Raw genomic sequence first — 21,112 nt, 5'->3', positions numbered from 1 at the left:
CGGTCGCCTGGAGAGCGCCCATGAGCGACGCCGCGCCTGAACCCCGCCTGCAGGCGGATAACGCCAATCTTTTCGCCCAGCCGCCGCAGAGCATCGGCGCAATTCTCAGTTGTTACGCCAGCCGACAGCAGCGCAATCGACCGCCGGAAGATGTCAAACCCGTCGCCCGCAGACGCGCCGCCATCGCCATGGGCATCGGCGTCACAGTGTTCGGCTTTGGCGTGATGATGCTGGGCGGGACGCATCCGTTCACCACCTGGCTGGGCGTGGCGCCGCCGCTGCTGGGTCTGGGCGCGGCCTGGGCCATCTGGGTCAATCGCCTGCCCCATGAGACGCTCACCTTCGTCGGCCGCTCGGGCGCGGCGCGCTTTGTGCGAGAAGGCCACCGCGCGCACACCATTTTCCACAGCTTGGATTTTCACCACGCCGCCACGCTGATTAAGCGTCACAACACTCATACCCAGGCCAATCACTACCTCTATCAGCCGGTGGACGATGAGACGTATGATTTTGTCTGGCTGGATGCGGCGGGGGATGAGCTGCTGCGGGTGCATGGGCACGACACCCATTTGAACCACTTCTCCGAGCCGCAACAGAGCTACTATTTTGGGCTTGCCGCCGAGCTGGCCTGGACCCGCCACCTGCTGCGCGAGAACAGCGCGCGATTGATCAAGGGCGAAGCGATCCGCTTTCGCCTCAATGATATCGACGAACACTGGATCAGCATCAGCCCGGAAGGGGTGCGCGTCTTTTGCGAGGGGTGTGAACAGGTCTATGAGCTGGACCTGAGCAAACCGCTGTGGCGCGGCGAGAGCGGCTTTCGGATTGCGGTCAAGCCTGACCGGGAGGGAGAACAGACGCGCTGGATCGATTTTCCTGACCAACTGATGCCCAATGAGCTGCTGTTTCTGAAGATCTGGGAGCTCTACACCGGCGCCAAAGCCGAGCAACATCATCTGGTTTCAGAGACACAATCCGAGCCCCACTGCCCCCTCACCGGCCTGCTCGCCACCCAGATGTTCCATCGGGAGTTGGAGAAGGCGGTTGCGCAACACAATCGACGCAAACGGCATTTGGCGGTGATGGCCATCGAGGTGGCGAATCTGGCGCACATCAAGCACGCCTTCGGGCGCGAGAATGGCGAGTTGGCGCTCAAAACCCTGGCCCAGCGCCTGCGCCAGAAGGTGCGCGACAGCGATCTGCTGGGCCGACTGTGGCACGATGAGTTGGGGGTGGCGCTGGTGGATTTCAGCGGCGCCGAGCAGATCATGCCCATGGTGGAGGCGCTGTATGACGCGCTCAATGCGCCCATTCAGTCGCCTATGGGATGGATTCACACCGAACTGCACATCGGCTGCGGCATGCTCACCAGCCAGCAGGAGCGCTGGGAGGCGTTGCTGTGTCTGGCGCGTCGCCGCGCCTATCGACAGCGGCTTGAGGCGGTGGTGGGCCATACGATTTACGGCGAGAGCGGCTGCGGCGAGCATCTGGCACCGGCCGCACAGCACGCCCCACAACCCGTGCAAAGCGCTTAAGAGTCAGCCTCAGAAATGACGCCAGACGCCTGCAACCAGGCGTCCACGCGGCGCTGCGCCTGTGGCAGCGGCCACCCCTGCTGCACGGCGATGCGCGCCAGATCGTCATGCTCAATGCTCACGCGGGAACCAAAGCGTTTGATGCCCAGCGCGCCCCATGGCGACTCCACACGCTCCCCGCTGCGCGGCGCCGCCCAGCGAGTCATACTCTGTTCGCGCACCCCCAGAGTAGTGGAGTGGGTGAGAATCAGCTGCGCCAGCTCCCGCGCTTTGTCGGGCGTGCAGACCACCTCCAGGCGCACGCCCGGGCGTCCCTTTTTCATGGTCATGGGCAGCAGCGCCACGTCCAGCGCGCCCGCCTCCGGCAGCAAACTCCACAACGGCCCGTACCACTCGGGGTTCATGTCGTCGATGTGGGCGGAGAGCACCGTCACCTCTTCGCGCTGCGCCATGCTATCATCTGTGAAGTGTTCCGCGTACTGCGCCAGTATGCGCAGACCGTTGGCGCGTCCGGGAACCTCGCGTCCGCCCAGGCCCACGCCGATGGCGTCCACCCGCTCGAGCCGACGCACGCCATAGTCCGCCCGCAAGTGGGCCAGAATCGCCACTCCGGTGGGGGTGGCCAATTCGCCCAGATCGTCGCTATCGGCCATGGCCAGGGGAATGCCGTGTCGAGCAAGCATCTGCGCCACCGCCGGAACCGGCACCGGCATGCGCCCATGGGCGCAGCGCACATGGCCGGAGCCCGCCATCAATTTGGACGCGGTGACATCCGCCACCCCCAACGCCTCGAACGCATAGGCCGCGCCGCAGATGTCGATAATGGCGTCCACTGCGCCCACTTCATGGAAGTGGACCTTGTGCGCCGCAATGCCATGCACCGCGCCTTCGGCCTCGGCCAGAATGGCGAAGATATCCTTGGCGCGGGTTTTCACCGCATCGCTCAGGGCCGATTCATCGATAATGCGCTCAATATCCGGCAGGTGACGATGCACATGCCCCTCATCATGCTCCACATCCAGATGCGTCCCGCGCAGACCGCCGCGGCGCGCCTCCTCCACCGTGAAGCGCCAGCCCGGCAGATTGAGCGACGCTAACGCCGACTCCAGCGCCGCGCGATCCAGCCCCAAGTCCAGGCAGGCGCCCAGAAACATATTGCCTGCAATCCCCGCGTCCAGATCCAGATGCCACTTCACGTCGCCACGCTCCTGCCCGAATGGGGTGTGAATCTTAATATAGTGAGTCAAAACCAAAACTGCACAGAACGTCCAATGTTTGCGTGACGCAGGTGGAGCTTGCGCTATCTATTGGCCGCCGACTGGTCGGCGGCGGGGTGATTCGGGCCATCCATGACCCTCCCCCTTCGGGCTCGCTGCGCGAGTCCGATTCGGCAATCCTGCCGAATCGTCTGGGGGCCGCGCCCCCAGCGGCCCCAGGCGAAGCCGTATCAACAATCAAAAGGCGGAGCCCACGGTTTGGCTGTTGATCTTGGGAGCTCGAGGGCAAAGCCCTCGATATCTTCCATTATCCAAAAACCGAGCATGCCCGAATCTCGGTTTGACTTGCTATAGGCCGCATGATTAAACGCCCGCCCGCGTCAGCAGCAGCGCCAGCAATGGCGCCGCCAGCAGCGCCCAATCAGCGACGCGCCATGGGGGAACGCTCTCCAGATCCAACGGCAACGCATCGAATCCCCGCGCGCGCAACGCCCACTCCTGCTGACGCGCCTGCCACAACACCCGCGTGATCATGGCGTCAAAAAACCGCGTCCACTGACCCATGCGCGCCATAGCGCCACGGGGCGCAGCGCCAGCGTGCAAACGCACTCCCTGCCGATAGCGCGCGGCGTGCAGCCGCATCTGTCCCAACACCGTCAGCGCATGGGCGGCGATGGCCAATGCGCGTTGCAACGACGGCGGCGCCCAGGTCGGCAGCCAGCGCCCCACAGCCGCCATCAGCGACGCCATCGGAGTGACGCGGGCAAACACCCACGCAGCAATGGCGAAGGTGAGCAAGCGCGCCGCCTGCGCCAAACCGTGGATCACGCCATTGAATGAGATCGGAAGGCTCCAGGAGAGCAGCGCAAGAGGCGGACCCGGGGTCAACCACAGATGCAGCAGAGCGATGGCCAACAATAGCCAGCGCAGACGCCAGATAAAGCGCGCGGTATTGACCAGTCCGGCGTCGCTATCCCACCACGCCAGCGCCAGCAGCAGCGCCGCCAATCGCCAGCCCCACGACTGCGCCGGATCGCCGCTGAGCAGCGCCAGCAGCAACAGCGTCAGAGCGAGGATCTTGGCCTGCGCGCTGCGTCGGACCAGCACGCCGCGCCTCAGCTCTTGGTCGGGGTGTTTTCGGCGTGTTTTTCAAACTCTCTCAAAGCGTGGTCGGCATAGTAGGCGGCATCGCCCCAAAGGTCCTCTTCCTTGCGCCTGCGCCAGAGCCCCCACATCAGCATGGGAACCACCGCCAACCCCGCCCCAGCCAAGCCGGCGCCGAACATTTTCGGCGCATCATCACGCCAATCGGTGGGCGCTTCCAAGCGCGCCAAGCGATGTTCAAGAGCGTCGATGCGCTCCAGCAGAATGGTCTGTGCGGCGGTGGCGTCCTGCGGCGACGGCGCAACCCCCGGGGCTGCGAGGCGCGCCGATGCGGGCGCCAGCAGATCCGCCGCGGAGATGCGGCCGATGGTCACCTGCCGCAGCGCTTCGCGGGTCAACGGCGCCTCCTCCAAAATCTGACCGCGCAGCAGCAGTTTGTGTTGATAGCGCACCCGCCACGCCAGGGCGTCATCCAGTTTCGCCAGCGCCGCCGTCGAGGGGATGGTGAGTTTCTGCCCGGCCATGAGTTTGTTGATATTGTCATCCACAAACGCCCACGGGTTGGCCAGCCAGATCCCCACCATGGCCTGGGATTGGGTGAGATTGGCGTCGAGAATCACCTTCAAGGCGATGGCGGCCAGCTCCTCCCCCTCAATAGTGGGACCATAGACGCCGCCAATGGGTTGGGTGGCGCTGACAATCTGCGGCGCATCCAGCGTTGCGAGAGGTTCGACTGTTGCGACAGGCGGCGGCTCGACAACTGCGGTGTGGCCTGCAGGTTCAACCACAGGAGCGGCTTTGGCGGCGCTCTGTTCGGCAGCGGACTTGACCGTCGGCGCAGGCGGCGGTTCCAGTGCAGCGACCGCAGGCGCTTGTTGCGGCTGAACTTTCCCCTCAGCCTCCTCTGCTGCTGGGGGACTCGCTTGCGGTTCCATGGCTGCTGCAACAGGGGGTGTCTGTGTCGCGGCGGGAGCTTCCGGCTTCGTCTCTGGCTCGGTTTTCGGCAGAGCGATTTTGGCTGGGGGCGCAGAAACGGACTCTGACCCAGCGGCAGAGGCCTGGACAGGCGGAAGCTGAGCGGATTCAGTCTGCGCCGAATCAGAGGTCGTGGGCGCGGTCTTATCCGGCATCGCCTCTGCCTGGGAGAGGTCGGGCGATGGCGGCTGAGACGACGCCTCTTCAGTAGGCGTCGCCATCAGGTGCGTGGGGGCTTTGGGTTGCGGAATAGAGACCGCGGCCACCAACTCCTGCACCGCCTCATGGGGGCCGAGAGAATAGCTCACCAGGGTGGTGATCAGCGGCTCTTTGACCGGCACCACCCCGCGCGCCACCAACACCCAGCCACCGTCGGCCACCTGCTCCACCTGCAGTTGCGCCCCGGCCAGAGCGGTGGGACGGCGCATGCTCAATTCGTTATAGGCGTCGGCGTTGGCGAAGCGGAAAAAGCCCGGCTTGCGCAGCGCGCTCATCTCTTTGGCATCGGCGTCGCGAATTTCGCAATAGAAGCGCAGCGGCTCGCCCAGGCTGGAGAGGTTCATGGGCGCAGAGAGGGTCAATGCATTGGCCGCAGAGACGCTCAACACGCTCCCGGCCAACGCCAACAGGCCCATACCCCACCGATTGCGCCGACTGATCATGCACGCTCCCCTGTTCACCACAAAATTCATGCGCCCATTCTGGCGGCAAAGCCGCGCAGGCACAATGTCTGACGCCGCAGCCGTCCTGCGCTACGCCTTGCGCGGAGCCTTGGCGGGGGCGTTGGGCGCCAGCGCCGCCAGCGCCTCGCGAATCCCCTGCAGACGTTCGCGCTCGCCGCTCCAGTCACGATTGCGCAGCCCCAATGTGTGCGAGGCGGCGTCAAAACGGTTCTGCCCGCCCCCTTTACGAATCATATCCAGCAGCTTGGCGGTGTCGATGGCCGGTTCCGGGTGGAATTTAATGCTGCCGCCCTTGGGCCCGGCCTCCAGTTTGAGAATCTTCAGCGCCACGCACTGCCGCTTGATCTGCATCACCTCGAGCAAGTTCAATACCGAAGGCGGCAGCGGCCCGAAGCGATCCTCCAGTTCGGCGCGCATTTCGCCCAACTCATCGGCGTTGTGCATCTCGGCGATGCGCTTATACAGGGTCAGACGCTGGTGCACGTCGGGCACGTAAGCTTCCGGGATGAAGGTGGACATGTGCAGATTGATCACCGGGTGGATCTGCTCGTCGTCACTCTCGTCGGCGTCATCGGCGTCGACCTTGGGCAGCGGCTTGCCCGCTTTGAGCGCTTCCACCGCCTCCTGCAACATCTGATTATAGAGTTCAAAACCCACCTCGCGGATCTGACCCGACTGCTCGTCGCCGAGGATATTGCCCGCGCCGCGAATCTCCAGATCGTGGGTGGCCAGCATGAAGCCTGCGCCCAGATCGCCCAACGACTCCAGCGCCGCCAGCCGTTTTTCCGCATCGTTGCTGATCTTGCGCTTGTGCGGCACCAGCAGATAGGCGTAGGCGCGGTGTTTGGAGCGCCCCACCCGACCGCGCAACTGGTGTAGCTGCGCCAGACCGAACTTGTCGGCGCGGTCGATGATGATGGTGTTGGCGGTGGGGATATCCACGCCGTTTTCGATGATGGTGGTGCACACCAGAATGTTGAAGGTCTGCTTGTAGAACGCCATCATCACGCGCTCCAGCTCGCTCTCCTTCATCTGCCCGTGGGCCACGCCCACCCGCGCTTCGGGGATCAACTCGCCCAGTTCTGCCGCCTTCTTGTCGATGTCGCTGACCTGATTGTGCAGATAGAACACCTGGCCGCCGCGATAGAGTTCGCGCAGCACCGCCTCGCGCACCTGCTGCTTGTCGTAATGGGTGACGATAGTGCGAATGGCCAAGCGGTCAGCCGGAGGCGTGGCGATGATGGAGATGTCGCGGAGCCCCGCCATGGCCATGTTCAAGGTGCGCGGAATGGGGGTGGCGGTGAGGGTGAGGATGTCCACATCGGCGCGCATCTGTTTGATGCGCTCCTTGTGGGTGACGCCAAAGCGCTGCTCCTCATCCACCACCAGCAGGCCCAGATCCTTGAATTTTATGTCCTTCTGCAACAGACGATGGGTGCCCACCACCACGTCCACTTCGCCGCGGCCCAGGCCGTCCACCACCGTCTTCTGCTCCTTGGGGGTGCGGAAGCGCGACAGACTGCCGATCTTCAGCGGATAGCCCGCCAGACGTTTGGCGAAGTTCTCATAGTGCTGATGGGCCAGAATGGTGGTGGGCGCCAGCACCGCCACCTGCCGCCCATCCATGGCGGCGCGGAACGCCGCGCGCAGCGCCACTTCGGTCTTGCCGAAGCCCACATCGCCGCACACCAGTCGATCCATTGGGCGTGGCCCGGCCATATCCCCCAGCACCGCTTCGATGGCCGCGCCCTGGTCGTCGGTCTCCTCGTAGGGGAAGGTGGCGGCGAACTCCTGATACAGCGCATCAGGGCCGCTGTACTGGAAGCCCGGACGCGATTCGCGTTGGGCCTGCAGCGCCACCAGCTCCTGCGCCATCTCCAGAATCTTCTTGCGCGCGCGCTTCTTGGCACGCTTCCAGCGCTTGGAGCCCAGCTTGTCCAGGGGCACATCCTCGCCCCCAGCGTGCTTGCCCACCTGATCCAGATCCTCCACCGGCACGTAGAGGCGGTCGTCATCGGCGTAGCGAATCAGCAGGAATTCGTTCTGCAGCTCCCCCAGTTTCAGAGTATGCAACCCGCCAAAACGCCCCACGCCGTGGTCGGCGTGCACCACCGGATCGCCCTCGGCCAAGTCCGAGAAGCTGGCGATGAGCTGATCCAGATAGCGGCGATCCACCTTGCGGCGACGGATGCGCTCGCCAAAGATGGCGTCCTCGGTGATCAGCGCCAGCTCCGCCTCGGGGTGGGAGAAGCTCTGCGCCACATCGCCCAGAGTCAGCAGCACCGCCCCGCGCGGGGCGGTCAGGGCGTCGCGCCAGGAGTCGGCGTCATTGGTGAGAATATCGTGGTCGGCCAGCAACTCGCGCAGCCGTTCACGCTGACTGACGGTGCGCACCGCCAGCACCGCGCGGCGTCCGCGCCGGGCCTGGGAGTCGATGGATTTGGCCACCCGCGCCAGAATATCCCCCGGCGACTCCTTGGCCTGTTCGTCATCGTGGAAGTTGGGCAGCGCATGGAAACCAGCGTTCTCCCCCTCGCCCGCCTCGGGATGCAGGGTCAGGTGGGAAAACCTGGCCAGCCGCTCCTTGAGCTCCACCTGACTCAGATAGAGCGCGTCCTGCTCCGGACAGCGCGAGGCGGGACCGGACTCCGAGGCGATCTGATGGCGCTCGATGATCTCCCGTTCACGCTCGATCACCTGCTCCCAGGACGCCTCCTCAATCAGCAGCGCGCTGCCTGCGGGCAGATAGTCGAAGAAGTCATCCGCCGCGTCATAGAACATCGGCAGATAGCGCTCCATGCCCGGCACCGGCAGACCTTGGGAGATCTCGCGATAGATCTCATCTTCGGCGGCCTGACCGCCAAACGCTTCACGGTAGTTGGTGCGAAAACGGGTGATGGCGTCGGCGGTGAGCAACGCCTCGCGCACCGGCAGGGCTTCAATATGCGGAATGGGGTCCAGCGAGCGCTGGGTCACCGGGTCGAACAGCCGTAGCCGCTCCACCTCATCGCCGAACAGATCCACCCGCACCGGCTCGCTGGCGCCGGGGGGATAGAAGTCGATGATGCCGCCGCGCACGGCGAATTCCCCCGGTTCGGAGACCTGCGCCACCGAGAGATAGCCGCTGCGGGTGAGGAATTCGCGGAAGCGCGGCAGATCCATCTGATCCCCCACCGCCAAGGCGAACCCATGCGCCAGCAGGGTCTTCTTAGGCATCAGCCGCTGCATCAGCGCCGCCGGGGTGGTGATGATCAGCGCCCGCGCGCGTCCGGCGTCATCGCCGGAGAAGAGCGGTCCGTCGCCGCCCATCTGCGCAATGCGGAACAGCGTGGCCAGTCGCTCGCCCACCAGCGGCCCATAGGGCGACAGACGCTCAAACGGCAGCGTCTCCCAGGCGGGAAAAACATGGATCGGCAGCGTCGGCGTCAGCTTCTGCGCAAAGTAGATCACCTCCCGCTGCAGCGCCTCGGCGCGGGCGCTGGTGGGAGCGACCATCACCACCGGCGCATCGGACTGGTCCGCCAGCATGGCGCCCAACCACGCCCCGGCGCTCAGTGGCGCGCGCCCCAACAGGGGCGATTGGCGATCCAGCGCTTGGCGCAGAGGGGCGAGAACGGGAGAGAGCGGCGCGTCGGTCATAGCGGATTTCAGAAATCGTGTTATCGATATCAGCAACAGGAAAACCGCAGCCCATACGCAAGCGGATGCGTGCGTTTGGCTGCGGTCGTTTCGGATCGTTCAACCTCTTGGATGACGCGCCGCCGGGGTTATTCACGCCCCGGCGGCGCGCCGAGAGTTTTAGCCTTTGCGTTTCTTCTTGGGGATCTCGAACCCCATCTCGTCCATGGCCCGGGTGGCCAGCTTCACCACCTGCTCGGGGGCGAACACATCGCTGTTGATGGTCATGTCATAGAAGTGATGATCGGTCACATGGGCCTTGTAGAGATTGCGCACGAATTCGTTGCGCTCGGCGTTGACCTTTTCAAACATCGCCTCGGCGTCGGCCTTCTTGATGTCAAAACGTAAGCTCAGTCGTTCAACACAGCGGGTTTTGCTGCCCTCCACGCGCAGACGGAACACCGGCCGGTCACGCAGGATCAGATGCGCGCCGCGTCCGATGATCACGCCGCCGTCGCCACGGCTGGCGATGCCGAGGATGGTCTTGATCAAGTAGTAGTTGAACTTGTCCTTGGAGGTGCCTTTGCTGGGCACCAGCGAGTAGATGAAGTTCTCCACCGCCTTGGGCGCGCGCTCATCGAGCTTTTCCAGCAGATATTTATCGCCTTTGGCCATCTCCGCCACCCCTTCAAGGATCTCACGATCATAGAAGGGCACTTCCAAGCGTTGGGCCAGCAAGCGGGCGATGTCGGTGCCGCCGGCGCCAAAGGTGCGCGATATGGTGACCAACGGCGCGCCGGGTCCCATTTTCTGCTGCTTTTTCGCGGTGTAGATCTCCACGCCCATGAGCGAGGAGACTAGCGCTTGATGGGGAGTTTTGCTCATGACCGCTCCTTCCAGTGTGAACCGGGGATGACAGGAGCATCGCAAAGGCGCTGTGCAAGTTTATCACGCCGCCAAGCGACCACATCCAACCCGGTGAACCGCCAGACACAAGGAAACCGTTCTTGTTATCAATCATACCCCTCCCGACCTGTAAAGGGAATTGCAAGCGTGAAGAATCGCAACGCTTTTTCCCTATCAACGGTCATTTTTCACTGTTTGACGCCCCATGGCTGGCGTAAAGTGAATGGGTGGGCGCGCAGTGGTCCACAGACCCGAACCCCCAGCAATGAGAGAGTCCAATCACCATGGGGCACCCGCCGCCAAAGCCTGATATGGCGCAGGCCGAGCAGGAGGAGAGTCTGGCGCGCCAACTCAACGCCTGGGGCGTGGGCTATTGCCAGCTCGACGCTGACGGCGTGGTGCGCATGGTCAATCCGCAGATCAGCGCATGGCTAGGGGTGGCGGACAACGCTCTGGTGGGCGCCCCGTTGGAAGCGTTTGTGTGCGAAACGACTCTGCAAGCTTTTCGCGATCAACATCGCCAGCTGACCATCGAGCGTTTGCACACCAGCCATTGGGCGCTGTGCGCCGCTGACGGCCAGATGGGCGTTGAGTGCCGCGCTCAGGCGCAACTGAACGCGCACAACGATTTTGTCGGCGTGCGCATGATGCTGTTTGACGCCCGCGACAAGCTGGCCCGTGAAGAGGCGCTGCGCGAGCAGGCGGAGAGCTATCGCACCATCGCCGAGTTCACCCACGACTGGGAGTCGTGGTTTGACGCCAGCGGCCATGTGCGCTGGATCAACCCGGCGGTGGAGCGCATCACCGGACACACCATCGAGACCTGCCTGGAGCACGCCGACTACCCGCTGTTCATGGCTCACCCGGATGATCGCGAACGGCTGGCCGACGCCCTGCGCGATGGTTTGGCCGGACGCGCCCGCCACGACGACGCCTTTCGCTTGATCCGTCAGGATGACGAACTGTTGTGGGTGTCGCTGTCGCTGCAGCCCATCATCGACAGCCAGGGGGTGTGCAATGGCCTGCGCACCAGCATGCGCGACATCACCGGACGCAAGAACGCCGAGGAGATCCTCGAACGCGCCAAACGCGCCGCCGAAGACGCCAACACCGCCAAGAGTGAGTTCATGGCCACCGTCAGCCATGAGATCCGCACCCCCATGCACGCCATCCTCGGCATGGCGGACATGCTCACCGACTCCCCATTGGACCGCAATCAGCGCCGCTTTTTGAATGTGATCAAGCACTCCGGCGAGACCCTGTTGGAGCTGCTCAATGACGTGCTGGATCTGTCCCGGGTGGAGTCGGGCAACCTCACATTATGCCTGGAGCCGTTCGACCTGGCCGAGCTGCTCGAAGGGGTGATGGAGATCATGACCCTGCGCGCCCGTGAGAAGGGTCTGAGCCTGCTGGCGCACATCGCTTCGGACTGCCCCACCCGCTTGATCGGCGATGCGGTGCGGGTGCGGCAGGTGATCCTCAACCTGCTGGGCAATGCGGTCAAATTCACCGAACATGGCGAGGTCTCCATCTTTGTGGAGCCCCTCCCCGAGGAGGCCCCGGCGCGCCCGCTGCACGCTCTGCCGGGCAATGCGTCGCGTCTGTTTCGCTTTACCGTCGCCGATACCGGCATCGGCATCCCGGACAATCAACAGCAGGACATCTTCGAGCCCTTCAAACAGGCCGACGCCACCTTTACCCGCCGTTTTGGCGGCACCGGGCTGGGATTGGCCATCTGTCAGCGTCTGGCGGAGATGATGGGCGGCAAGATCACCGTGCGCAGCGCCCTGGGCCAAGGCAGCTCCTTTATCTTTGAAGCGCCGTTGCGGCTGGATCTGGCGCGCCCCCGTCCCAAGGACGTGGAGGGCGGCCCCGACCTCACCGGCTACCGCTATCTGCTGCTCACCAGCAGCGCCGCCATTCGCCGCGCCATCGATGAGATGATTCGCTCTCTGGGCGGCGAGATGGATCTGGCGGTCACCCATGACGACCTCATGGGCGCCATGGCGCAAAGCGGCCCCTACGACGTGCTCATCCTGGATGGCCCCTCGCCTTTCCCCGGCATGGATCTGAACTCCTACGCCGTGGAGCTGAAACGCCGTCCCGGCTGGGAGGATCAACCCTGCCTGCTGCTCAATGTGGACCCCGCTCCACAGCGCGCCAACCGACGCGCCAAACCGGGCTTTGCCCACATTCATCAGCCCATCAAACGCAAAGAGCTGGGCCTGACGCTGATGCAGCTGGTTGAGGATCAGGCTGAAGAGGTGACTCTCAGACCCGATAAACCGCCCACGGCGACGCGTCGAAAAGGGCGCCGTCTGTTTATTCTGGTGGTGGATGACGCCCCTTCCAGCATTGAGGTGATGCAGGAGTTCCTGCGCGAGACGCGCCACGTGGTGGATGTGGCCGGCAATGGCGAAGAGGCGGTGGCCAAATACAAGACAGGCTCCATCAGCCCCATGGGCCATGGCGATCCCTATGATCTGGTGCTCATGGACGTGGAGATGCCCGGCATGGACGGCTACGCCGCCACCCGCAAAATCCGCGCGTTTGAGCGCAGCCAGCGTCTGCGCCCGGCGCGGGTGTTGGCGGTCACCGGCCACGCCATGAAAGGCGCGGCCCGCGCCAGTTTGCAAAATGGCTGTGACGGCCACCTGACCAAGCCCCTGCGGCGGCAATCGCTGTATGAGATTCTTGAAGAGCTGTTTGGATAGAGCATGACTGCCACGACACACGGCGCCCTGCCGCGCACCCCGGAACCGGAGCTGATGAACGAGGCGGAGCAGGCCCGCGCCTACGCCGAAGCCGACTTCAGCATCCCTCATGAGAACTTTGTCGACCTGTTTGCCGAGCGTTACGGGAATCTGGATGAGTTGGATGCGCCCTGTGCGCTGGACTTGGGCTGTGGCCCCGGCGATGTGGCGCTGCGCTTCGCCCGCCGCTTTCCCCGGGTCCAGGTGGACGGCCTCGATGGCGCTCAAGCGATGCTGGCGGCCGCCCCGCCTCTGTTCGCCCGCGCCGAGCCCGGCGCCGCGCAGCGTGTGCAGCTACATTTTGGCCTATTACCGGATGATCCGCCGCCGCGTCCCTGTTACGATGTGATTATCAGCAACAGTCTTTTGCATCATCTGCGCGACCCCATGGTTTTGTGGCGCAGCGCGCAGCGTTGGGCGGCGGCGGACGCCATCGGCTTTGTGATGGATTTGATGCGCCCTCACAGCGAACAGCAGGCGCGCTGGATGGTCCAACACTATGCCGGCAATGAAGCGGATCTTTTGCAGGACGATTTCCTCGCTTCGCTGCATGCGGCGTATCGTTTGGACGAGGTGCATCAACAACTGGCGGACGCTGGGCTGAATCATTGGAATGTGGAGGCGGTGAGCGATCGTCACCTCATCGCCTGGGGTCGTTTCCCCAACAATTCATAATAAAAAACAACCCGATTGGCGGCATCTTGCCGTCAACGGCGACAAGGGGGCAAACATGAAAATTGGCGTCATCGGTCTGGGCGGCATGGGCTCTGGCATGGCCCGTAATCTCCACAAAGCGCAATTATTGGAAGCCGTATGGAACCGTACTCGCCAAAAGGCGATCGAATTCGCCAATGAGACCGGCGTAGTGGCCGCCACCGACCCCGCCACCCTGGCGGGACGCTGTGAAGCGGTGCTGATCTGCGTCTCCGAGGATCGCGATCTGTTTGAGGTGGTGGAGATGCTCACCCCAGGTTTGAAAGCGAGATCGGTGGTGATCGACTGCTCCACCGTAGGCGCAGAGACCGCACAAGTGTGCGCCGAGCGTTTGGCCGACCACAACGTGGCGTTTCTTGATGCGCCGGTGACCGGCGGCACGGAGGGCGCGCGCAACGGCACGCTCTCCATGTTGGTGGGCGGCGACGAGGATGCGCTGGAGCGGGTGACGCCGCTGCTCAAACCAGTGGCCTCGCGCATCACCTATATGGGCCCGTCCGGCAGCGGACAAGCCGCCAAAGCGGTGAATCAGATTATGGTGGCGGGCATCAATCAGGCTGTCACCGAAGCGTTGGCGTTGGCGCAACGGCTGGATCTGCCAGCGGAAAAGCTGATCGACGCCCTTTCCGGCGGCGCGGCGGGCAACTGGTTTTTGCACCATCGTGGTCTGAGCATGCTGCAGGGCCGGTTCGACCCTGGCTTCAAGGTTTCACACCACCACAAGGATCTGAAAATCTGCCAGCGCATGGCCCAGGATGCGCAAACGCCCACCGGAATCATCGACATGACCCTGCCCCAATACGCCCACCTCATTGAGATGGGACATGGGGCTGAAGATATCTCCGCCCTTTTTCGCTTGAAAAATGGGGACGAGATCGAATAAAGCTTGAGCGTTGGGAAAAACCATCAAGTTGCGCAGGATTTTCCCGATAAATGAAAAGAACGCCGCATACTGATCAGGATTGGAACTCCCATGAGCGATGAAGAATACGACCTGGATGATGAAGAGGAGAGCGTTGCGCGTCGGCGCAAACTCCTCGGCGTCAACAAGTCTCACATGATCGCGCTGCTGGGCATTTTGGGCGTTACTGTCCTGTTGGCGGTGCTGGACGCTACGGGTGTCCTCTCCTCACGTGAAATCTTCGCGCGCCGCGAAGTCGCGCCCAAGCAGATGGACGGTGATTTGGGTGAAAAGCAGGGCAAGGGCGGCATGAGCAACACATCCGCCCAAGCAGGTGAAGAGAAGCCCGCCAGCACGAAAAAGGCGGGGAAAAACGCTGCCCCCCTGCCCGCCAACGCCAAGCAGCGCCAGCCGCGCGCCCAAGACAAAGCCGTAGCAAGCACGAAACAACAAGGTCGCGGCGGCATGAGCGCCATGCAGAAAGCAGGTCCCGCGCCCCAGCCAGGCCAAAAGGTCTCATTGGGCGCCGCCCGGGTGGGGGTGAATGACAACTACTTCCCTGTCTGCCCGCCCAACACGCGCCGCGTGCTTAGCGACATCAACAACCACAGCGACAAACCCATTGAAAACGCCTCGGTGGATGTTGAGTTCTACAATCGCAAAGGCGAAGTGGTGCTGGTGCGTCGGGTCAACCCTCTGGCGGTCTCTGGCGGTGTGTTTGGTGATGTCACCCGCCCGCTCAAACCAGGTGAAAAGCGCCTGTTTGCAGCCAGCATCGATCACGTGCCCAACAACTGGTCCGGCGAAGTCAAAACCAGCCTCAGCGGGCCCGCCAACCACGCGCGCAGCCTTGCCTATCTGTTTGGCGGTCGTTAAATCCGCTCCTGACACAGCGCTAAACAAAACAGCGCGCCCACATTGGGCGCGCTGTTTTGCATTCCGGCGTTTGCAGCGCCATATATAGTCGCCGCAGAAGAGAATGAGACATTTGAAGCGAGAAGATATCGAGGGCTCCGCCCTCGAGCTCCCAAGATCAACAGCTACACCGTGATTCGGACCATCCCTGGTCCTCACCCTTCGGGCTCGCTGCGCGAGTCCGATTTGGCATTCCTGCCAAATCGTGGGCTCCGCCCACACCCGCTTAAGGGTCACAGACCCTTAAGAATCCCGCCTCCGGCCAGCCGAAGGCCAATAGTCAGCGCAAGCTTTACCTGTGTCACACAAACATTGAGGAGCCTGTGCAATTCTGAATTGCGGTGACTATATATTGTCAGTTGAAATCAGAATCGGACAGCTTGGGTATTGGTCATGAAAGATATCGAGGGCTACGCCCTCGAGCTCCCAAGATCAACAACTAAACCGTGATTCGGGCCATCCATGGCCCTCACCCTTCAGGCTCGCTTTGCGAGTCCGATTCGGCAGTCCTGCCGAATCGTGGGCGCTGCCGACACCCGCTGGGGGCGCGGCCCCCAGACCCCGCCGCCGACCAGTCGGCGGCCAGTAGTCAGCGCAAGATCAATCAGTGTCACGTAAACATTTTTCACTCGGTACAATTCCGGATTGCGGGGACTATTCGCTGTGCGCAGTGCGCAGACTCTTAGCGCAGCAGTGACTTCAAGGGAATATCATGGGGTTTGAGCCCCTGTTTGTGCGCCATCTGCGCCAGGAACAGCTCGCCGCACGCCAGCGCGTCGATCATGGCGTTGTGGGCGCGATAACGCGGCAGATTATAGCGCTCCCGGCACGCCGCCAGACGTAACGCGCCGACGCCGGTGGTCAGGCTGCTGTTGTGCAGGCGGCGCTGCTCAATGAACAGCGTATCCACCACCGGCATCACCAGCGGCGCGCCATAGAGCTTTTCGCAAATGGCGCTGATGAAGTGGATCTCAATATTGGCGTAGTGGGCGATCATCACGCGCCCGGCCAACGCCTCCAACGCCAGTGGTAGAATCTCTTCCAACGGCTCGGCGGACTGCGCCATATCGTCGGTGACCCCATGGATCACCACCGACTCCGGCGGCAGATCCCCCACCACATTGACCACATGGTGGGCATGACTCTCCAACGCCACGCGCTCGGCGTTCATCTGCACCCAGCCAAAGCTCACGATCTGGTTGCGCTTGGGATCCAGACCGGTGGTTTCCAGATCGATGGCCACATAATCGGCCTGCCGGTAGTCGGCGTGAATGTCCGGCAGCGGCGTCTCCAGGAAACGACGCATGGGTCCATCACTGACCCGCGAGAGCGCACGTAAGCGCTTGGACTCCAAGCCGAACAAGCGATTCCACAATCCGGTCATCCGCCCCCCTGCCTGCTGATTTCAACGCGCAACAAATCCGTCATGCAAAGCGCCCCACCTGGAAGCGATTGCCAATGGCGCTCTGGATGGTCTTGACCACCGAAAATGCGTCTTTGAGGTGATTGCGCTCAAAGTGGGAGAGCTCATCGGGCGGAATATAGTTATCCGCCGCAGCGCCGTGTTGAATGCTACGCGCCTGATGCCGTAGACGCACATCATTGATGAACTCCATGGCGTCGCGCAGATCCTCCACGCCATTGGTGCTGATCACCCCCGCCTCTTTGGAGCTGGCCAGACGCTCCATGGTGTTAACCGACTCCGAGCCCGACGCCAACGCCGCCACCCGCGCCAGATCCACAATGGGGACCACGCCATTATGTTTGAGATCCAGCGTGTCTTTGTGCTCGCCCTTGTTGATCAGCACGAAGTTCTTGAAGAAGCCCAATGGCGGCGTATGGGTCAACGCGTTGGAGGCCATATAGGCCAGGAACAGATTGTTGCCCTTGGACTTGGCCACGATATGTTCACGCAGTTTGGCGAACAGCGTCGCCTCGCCCCACACCATGCGCAGATCGAACCAGACGCTGGTGAGCATCAACGCTTTGCGATCCGGCTCATCGATCCAATGGGTGAAGTACTCTTTCCATTTGGAGAGGGTCTGCCGCCACTCGGGATTGGTGGCCATCATGTCGCCGGGGCAGAGGTAGTAGCCGCACGCCTCCAGACCATCGCGCATGTAGATCGCGAGATTTTCAAAGTACTCGCCATGACGCTCTGGATCGTAGGCGTCATCCAGCAACAGAGCGTTATCCTGGTCCGATACGCCGGTCTGCTCATGGCGCGCCTGGGAGCCGCCCACCACCCAGCAGAACGGAATCGGACTGGGTCCAAGGCGCTCCTGCGCCAACTCGATCAGACGCACCGCCACCGAGTCGGAGACCGCCGTAATCATCTTGCCCACCAGACTGCTGGCGGCGCCCATATTGACCAGATTCACCAGCACTTCCGGCAATTTGTTCATGGCCGCCGCCATCTCTTCGGGACCATTGCTTTTGCGCAACTCGCCGATCAAGTGCACCGCAGAGGCTGGTTGCGTCAAAGTCAGGGTGCTGGCGGTCACCACCCCCACGCAGTGGTTCTCTTCGCTCACCACCGGCAGATGGTGCACATTGTGGCGCATCATCGCCAACTGCGCGTCCGACAGCGTGCTCTCCAGCGCCAACCCCACCGGATCGCGGGTCATAATGTCGCCCACAATCTGATCGCCTGTAAGACCTTTGGCCAACACCCGCGAACGCAGATCGCGGTCGGTGAGGATCCCCTCCAGACGGCCATCGGCCTGCTGCACGATGAGACAGGAGACCCGCTCTTCACTCATCAACTGGGCGGCTTCGGTGATGCTGGCATTGGGCGCGATAGCCACCACTTTGCGCTTGAGCATGCTCTGCACCGGCATGCCCATGCGCCCCACGGCGTCGTCGTTTTGATCCTCCCGCGCGGCCTTGGCCTCACGCAAACGCTGCGCGCCCAGGGGGTCGAAGAAGTAGCGAAACTGTTGATACTCGCCACACAGTCGCTCAAACTCCTCGCGCGGCATGCGATAGAGCAGCGTATCCTCAATGGCCGCCGAGCGATTGACGATGCGCCCGCCCGCCATGATGGCGCGCACGCCGAACACTTCGCCCACCCCCATGCGCGCCAGCAGTTCATCACTGGCGCCGTGGGTCTCCACCGCGCCGGAGCGGATAATATATAAAAAATGGTTCTCGCCGCCCGGCTTCAACACCTCCGCATCGCGACGCACATAGGTCGCCTCCAGTTTGGCGGGCAGGTTATCCAGTTCATTGGCGGGCAATAGATCGAATGGGTGCAGGCCCAATAGGAAATCACGAATCTCTAACAGCTCTACGTCCATCTGCGGCTCCATCAATCAGACGTTTGGCAAATCGCTTGGTAAGGGCCTGGCAACGCTATGCGGATTTCCGTTTCTGGCTCGGCGAAATTCGATGAGAAAGCGGAGCGTACAGACAGTACGTGAGCATTTCGAATCGGATTTCAACGACGCCAGGGGCAATAAGACGGAAAGCGTTAACAGGTCCTTGCATAAAAAAGGCGGGCGCCAATGGCGCCCGCCCGAGTTGCATGGGATTATGGCCACATGCTGTACAGCTCTTCAGGTCGCCTTAGTGGCCAGTGGCCGCGCCAGCGCCTTGAGGAATGCGGATGTGCTCCACCAGATCCTGGATCTCTTGCGGCGGCTCAGTGGTCATCTTGGAGACGATGATCGCCACCGCGAAGTTCACCACCGCGCCCACAGCGCCAAAGGCGTTGGGGGAGATGCCGAAGAACCAGCTCGGCTTCATGTCGCCCAGGAAGGCGGTGCCGGGGATGAAGAAGATCCCCTTGTGCTGGAACACGTAGAGCATGGTCACGCCGATGCCCGCGATCATACCCGCGATAGCGCCAGCACGGTTCATGCGCTTGTTGAAGATGCCCATCATCAGCACCGGGAAGATCGACGACGCGGCCAGACCGAAGGCGATGGCCACGGTGCCGGCGGCGAATCCCGGGGGATGCAGACCGAAGTAACCGGCCAGCAGCACAGCGCCAACCATGGAGACGCGACCGGCCATCAGCTCCGACTTCTCAGAGATGTTGGGGGCGAACACGCCTTTGAGCAGGTCGTGGGAGATGGACGAGGAGATCGCCAGCAGCAGACCGGCGGCGGTGGAGAGCGCCGCAGCCAGACCACCAGCGGCCACCAGGGCGATCACCCAGTTGGGCAGCTTGGCGATCTCGGGGTTGGCCAGCACCATGATGTCGCGGTCAACTTTGACCATCTCGTTGCCTTTCCAGCCCCACTCACTCTCGGCCTTGGCGGCAAACTCTTTGTTCTTGTCGTTGTAGTACTGGATGCGACCGTCGTTGTTCTTGTCTTCAAACTTCAGCAGACCAGTGGTTTCCCACTTCTTGAACCACTCGGGACGATCTTCATACTTCAGGTTGGACTCCACTTGACCCACGGGACCGGTCTGGATGGTGTCCATCAGGTTGTAACGCGCCATGGCGGCCACAGCCGGAGCAGTGGTGTAGAGCAGCGCAATGAAGACCAGCGCCCAACCCGCCGAAGAGCGGGCGTCCCGCACGCGAGGCACGGTGAAGAAGCGGATGATCACGTGGGGCAGACCGGCGGTGCCGATCATCAGCGACAGGGTGTAGACGAACATGTTCAGCTTGCCGCCCATCTCCTGTGTGGAGTAGGCGTGGAATCCGAGGTCGGTGACCACGGCGTCCAGTTTGGCCAGCATGGACATGTCGGTGCCGGTCACCATGTCGCCCAGACCCAGCTGCGGGATGGGGTTGCCGGTGATGTTCATGGAGATGAACACGGCGGGCACGGTGTAGGCGAAGATCAGCACGCAGTACTGGGCGATCTGGGTGTAGGTGATGCCCTTCATGCCGCCGAGCACGGCGTAGACCAGCACGATGCCCATACCGGTGTACAGACCCGCTTCATAGCTGGTCTCCAGGAAGCGCGAGAAAGCCACGCCGATGCCCTTCATCTGACCGATCACGTAGGTGATGGAGGCCAGAATCAAGCACACCACCGCCACGATGCGGGCGGTTTGGCTGTAGAAGCGGTCGCCGATGAATTCGGGCACGGTGAACTTGCCGAATTTGCGCAGATACGGCGCCAACAGCATGGCCAACAGCACGTAGCCGCCGGTCCAACCCATGAGGAAGACCGAAGCGCCGTAGCCGTTAAAGGCGATCAAACCCGCCATGGAGATAAACGAGGCCGCGGACATCCAGTCGGCGCCGGTGGCCATACCGTTGGCGATGGGGTGAACGCCGCCGCCCGCCACATAAAACTCGCCGGTGCTGCCCGCGCGGGCCCACACGGCAATACCGATATACAGCGCAAACGTTGCGCCGACGACCAGATAGGTCAGTGTTTGCAGATCCATTATGGTCATACCCTCTGATTATGATTAGTCTTCACGCACGCCAAACTTGCGATCCAGGGCGTTCATGCGCACGGCGTAAATGAAGAGCAGGAGCAAGAACACATAGATGGAGCCCTGCTGCGCAAACCAGAACCCCAGCGGATACCCGCCAAGAATCATGAACTGGTTGAGGTAATCCGCAAACATGATGCCGCAACCATAGGAACAGAGAAACCAGATGACCAACAGCTTGACGATCAAGCTGACGTTGGCCTTCCAGTACTCCTCCCCGCTACCCGATTGACTCATAAGCTTTCTCCTTATGGGTGAGCGCCAACAGACACCGGACCGCCCCTGTGGCGCCATTTTTGTCTGTCAAACAAGATTTTAAACTCAGAAACGGCGCTTTCGCCGCTCCGCCTTATCACGCCTGAGTGATGTACATTATTTTTTGAATAGG

14 protein-coding genes are annotated in these 21,112 nt (G+C 62.4%); 5 read left to right on the top strand and 9 right to left on the bottom strand.

Annotated features, from left to right (window positions below; translation table 11 throughout):
- Positions 1-20 precede the first annotated feature (20 nt).
- On the top strand, positions 21-1,535 hold the full coding sequence (locus MAIT1_RS07415) for a diguanylate cyclase domain-containing protein (protein ID WP_158089368.1): 1,515 nt from the start codon (positions 21-23) through the stop codon (positions 1,533-1,535).
- On the opposite strand, the gene larC is transcribed toward MAIT1_RS07415, so the two are convergent.
- From larC to MAIT1_RS07390, 5 genes are all read right to left on the bottom strand, one after another.
- Positions 1,532-2,731: a nickel pincer cofactor biosynthesis protein LarC gene (larC, locus tag MAIT1_RS07410; RefSeq protein ID WP_085441650.1), complete on the bottom strand. Its 1,200-nt coding sequence runs from the start codon at positions 2,729-2,731 to the stop codon at positions 1,532-1,534. The two genes, MAIT1_RS07415 and larC, sit on opposite strands and share 4 nt — an antisense overlap.
- 384 nt (positions 2,732-3,115) lie before the next feature.
- A complete protein-coding gene (locus MAIT1_RS07405; protein ID WP_085441649.1) occupies positions 3,116-3,859 on the bottom strand; it encodes a CbiQ family ECF transporter T component in 744 nt (247 codons plus the stop codon).
- A gap of 8 nt (positions 3,860-3,867) precedes the next feature.
- A complete protein-coding gene (locus MAIT1_RS07400) occupies positions 3,868-5,493 on the bottom strand; it encodes a FimV/HubP family polar landmark protein (protein ID WP_158089367.1) in 1,626 nt (541 codons plus the stop codon).
- A gap of 90 nt (positions 5,494-5,583) precedes the next feature.
- Positions 5,584-9,153 (bottom strand): transcription-repair coupling factor, encoded by a 3,570-nt coding sequence (gene mfd, locus MAIT1_RS07395; RefSeq protein ID WP_085441647.1) that lies wholly within the window; start codon positions 9,151-9,153, stop codon positions 5,584-5,586.
- Positions 9,154-9,312: 159 nt separating this feature from the next.
- Positions 9,313-10,017, bottom strand: a complete 705-nt coding sequence (locus MAIT1_RS07390; RefSeq protein WP_085441646.1) for a cytidylate kinase-like family protein — start codon at positions 10,015-10,017, stop codon at positions 9,313-9,315.
- Between the two features lie 305 nt (positions 10,018-10,322).
- Here MAIT1_RS07390 and MAIT1_RS07385 point away from each other — a divergent pair, with 305 nt between their 5' ends.
- The 4 genes from MAIT1_RS07385 (at position 10,323) to MAIT1_RS07370 (ending at position 15,282) form a co-directional block, all read left to right on the top strand.
- Positions 10,323-12,752 carry a PAS domain-containing hybrid sensor histidine kinase/response regulator gene (locus tag MAIT1_RS07385; RefSeq protein WP_085441645.1) on the top strand — a complete coding sequence of 810 codons (2,430 nt, stop codon included), beginning with the start codon at positions 10,323-10,325 and terminating at the stop codon, positions 12,750-12,752.
- A gap of 3 nt (positions 12,753-12,755) precedes the next feature.
- Complete coding sequence (locus tag MAIT1_RS07380; protein WP_085441644.1) at positions 12,756-13,466, top strand: class I SAM-dependent methyltransferase; 711 nt, start codon at positions 12,756-12,758, stop codon at positions 13,464-13,466.
- Between the two features lie 55 nt (positions 13,467-13,521).
- Positions 13,522-14,388, top strand: coding sequence for an NAD(P)-dependent oxidoreductase (locus MAIT1_RS07375; RefSeq protein ID WP_085441643.1), 867 nt, complete (start codon positions 13,522-13,524; stop codon positions 14,386-14,388).
- Between the two features lie 90 nt (positions 14,389-14,478).
- The gene (locus MAIT1_RS07370) at positions 14,479-15,282 is read left to right on the top strand and encodes a hypothetical protein (protein WP_085441642.1); all 804 of its coding nucleotides are present in this window, start codon (positions 14,479-14,481) and stop codon (positions 15,280-15,282) included.
- Between the two features lie 721 nt (positions 15,283-16,003).
- On the opposite strand, the gene MAIT1_RS07365 is transcribed toward MAIT1_RS07370, so the two are convergent.
- The 4 genes from MAIT1_RS07365 to MAIT1_RS07350 form a co-directional block, all read right to left on the bottom strand.
- Positions 16,004-16,705, bottom strand: a complete 702-nt coding sequence (locus MAIT1_RS07365) for an exonuclease domain-containing protein (protein ID WP_085441641.1) — start codon at positions 16,703-16,705, stop codon at positions 16,004-16,006.
- Positions 16,706-16,745: 40 nt separating this feature from the next.
- Complete coding sequence (locus MAIT1_RS07360) at positions 16,746-18,620, bottom strand: putative nucleotidyltransferase substrate binding domain-containing protein (protein ID WP_085441640.1); 1,875 nt, start codon at positions 18,618-18,620, stop codon at positions 16,746-16,748.
- A 268-nt stretch (positions 18,621-18,888) separates the two neighbouring features.
- Positions 18,889-20,673, bottom strand: coding sequence for a sodium:solute symporter family protein (locus tag MAIT1_RS07355; RefSeq protein ID WP_085442017.1), 1,785 nt, complete (start codon positions 20,671-20,673; stop codon positions 18,889-18,891).
- A gap of 24 nt (positions 20,674-20,697) precedes the next feature.
- Complete coding sequence (locus MAIT1_RS07350) at positions 20,698-20,961, bottom strand: DUF4212 domain-containing protein (protein ID WP_085441639.1); 264 nt, start codon at positions 20,959-20,961, stop codon at positions 20,698-20,700.
- Positions 20,962-21,112 lie beyond the last annotated feature (151 nt).

It is taken from the genome of Magnetofaba australis IT-1, from assembly GCF_002109495.1.
In the GTDB taxonomy this organism is placed as follows: domain Bacteria; phylum Pseudomonadota; class Magnetococcia; order Magnetococcales; family Magnetococcaceae; genus Magnetofaba; species Magnetofaba australis.
The sequence above is the reverse complement of the archived record's forward strand: the minus strand, read 5'-3'. Positions and strand labels throughout refer to the sequence as shown.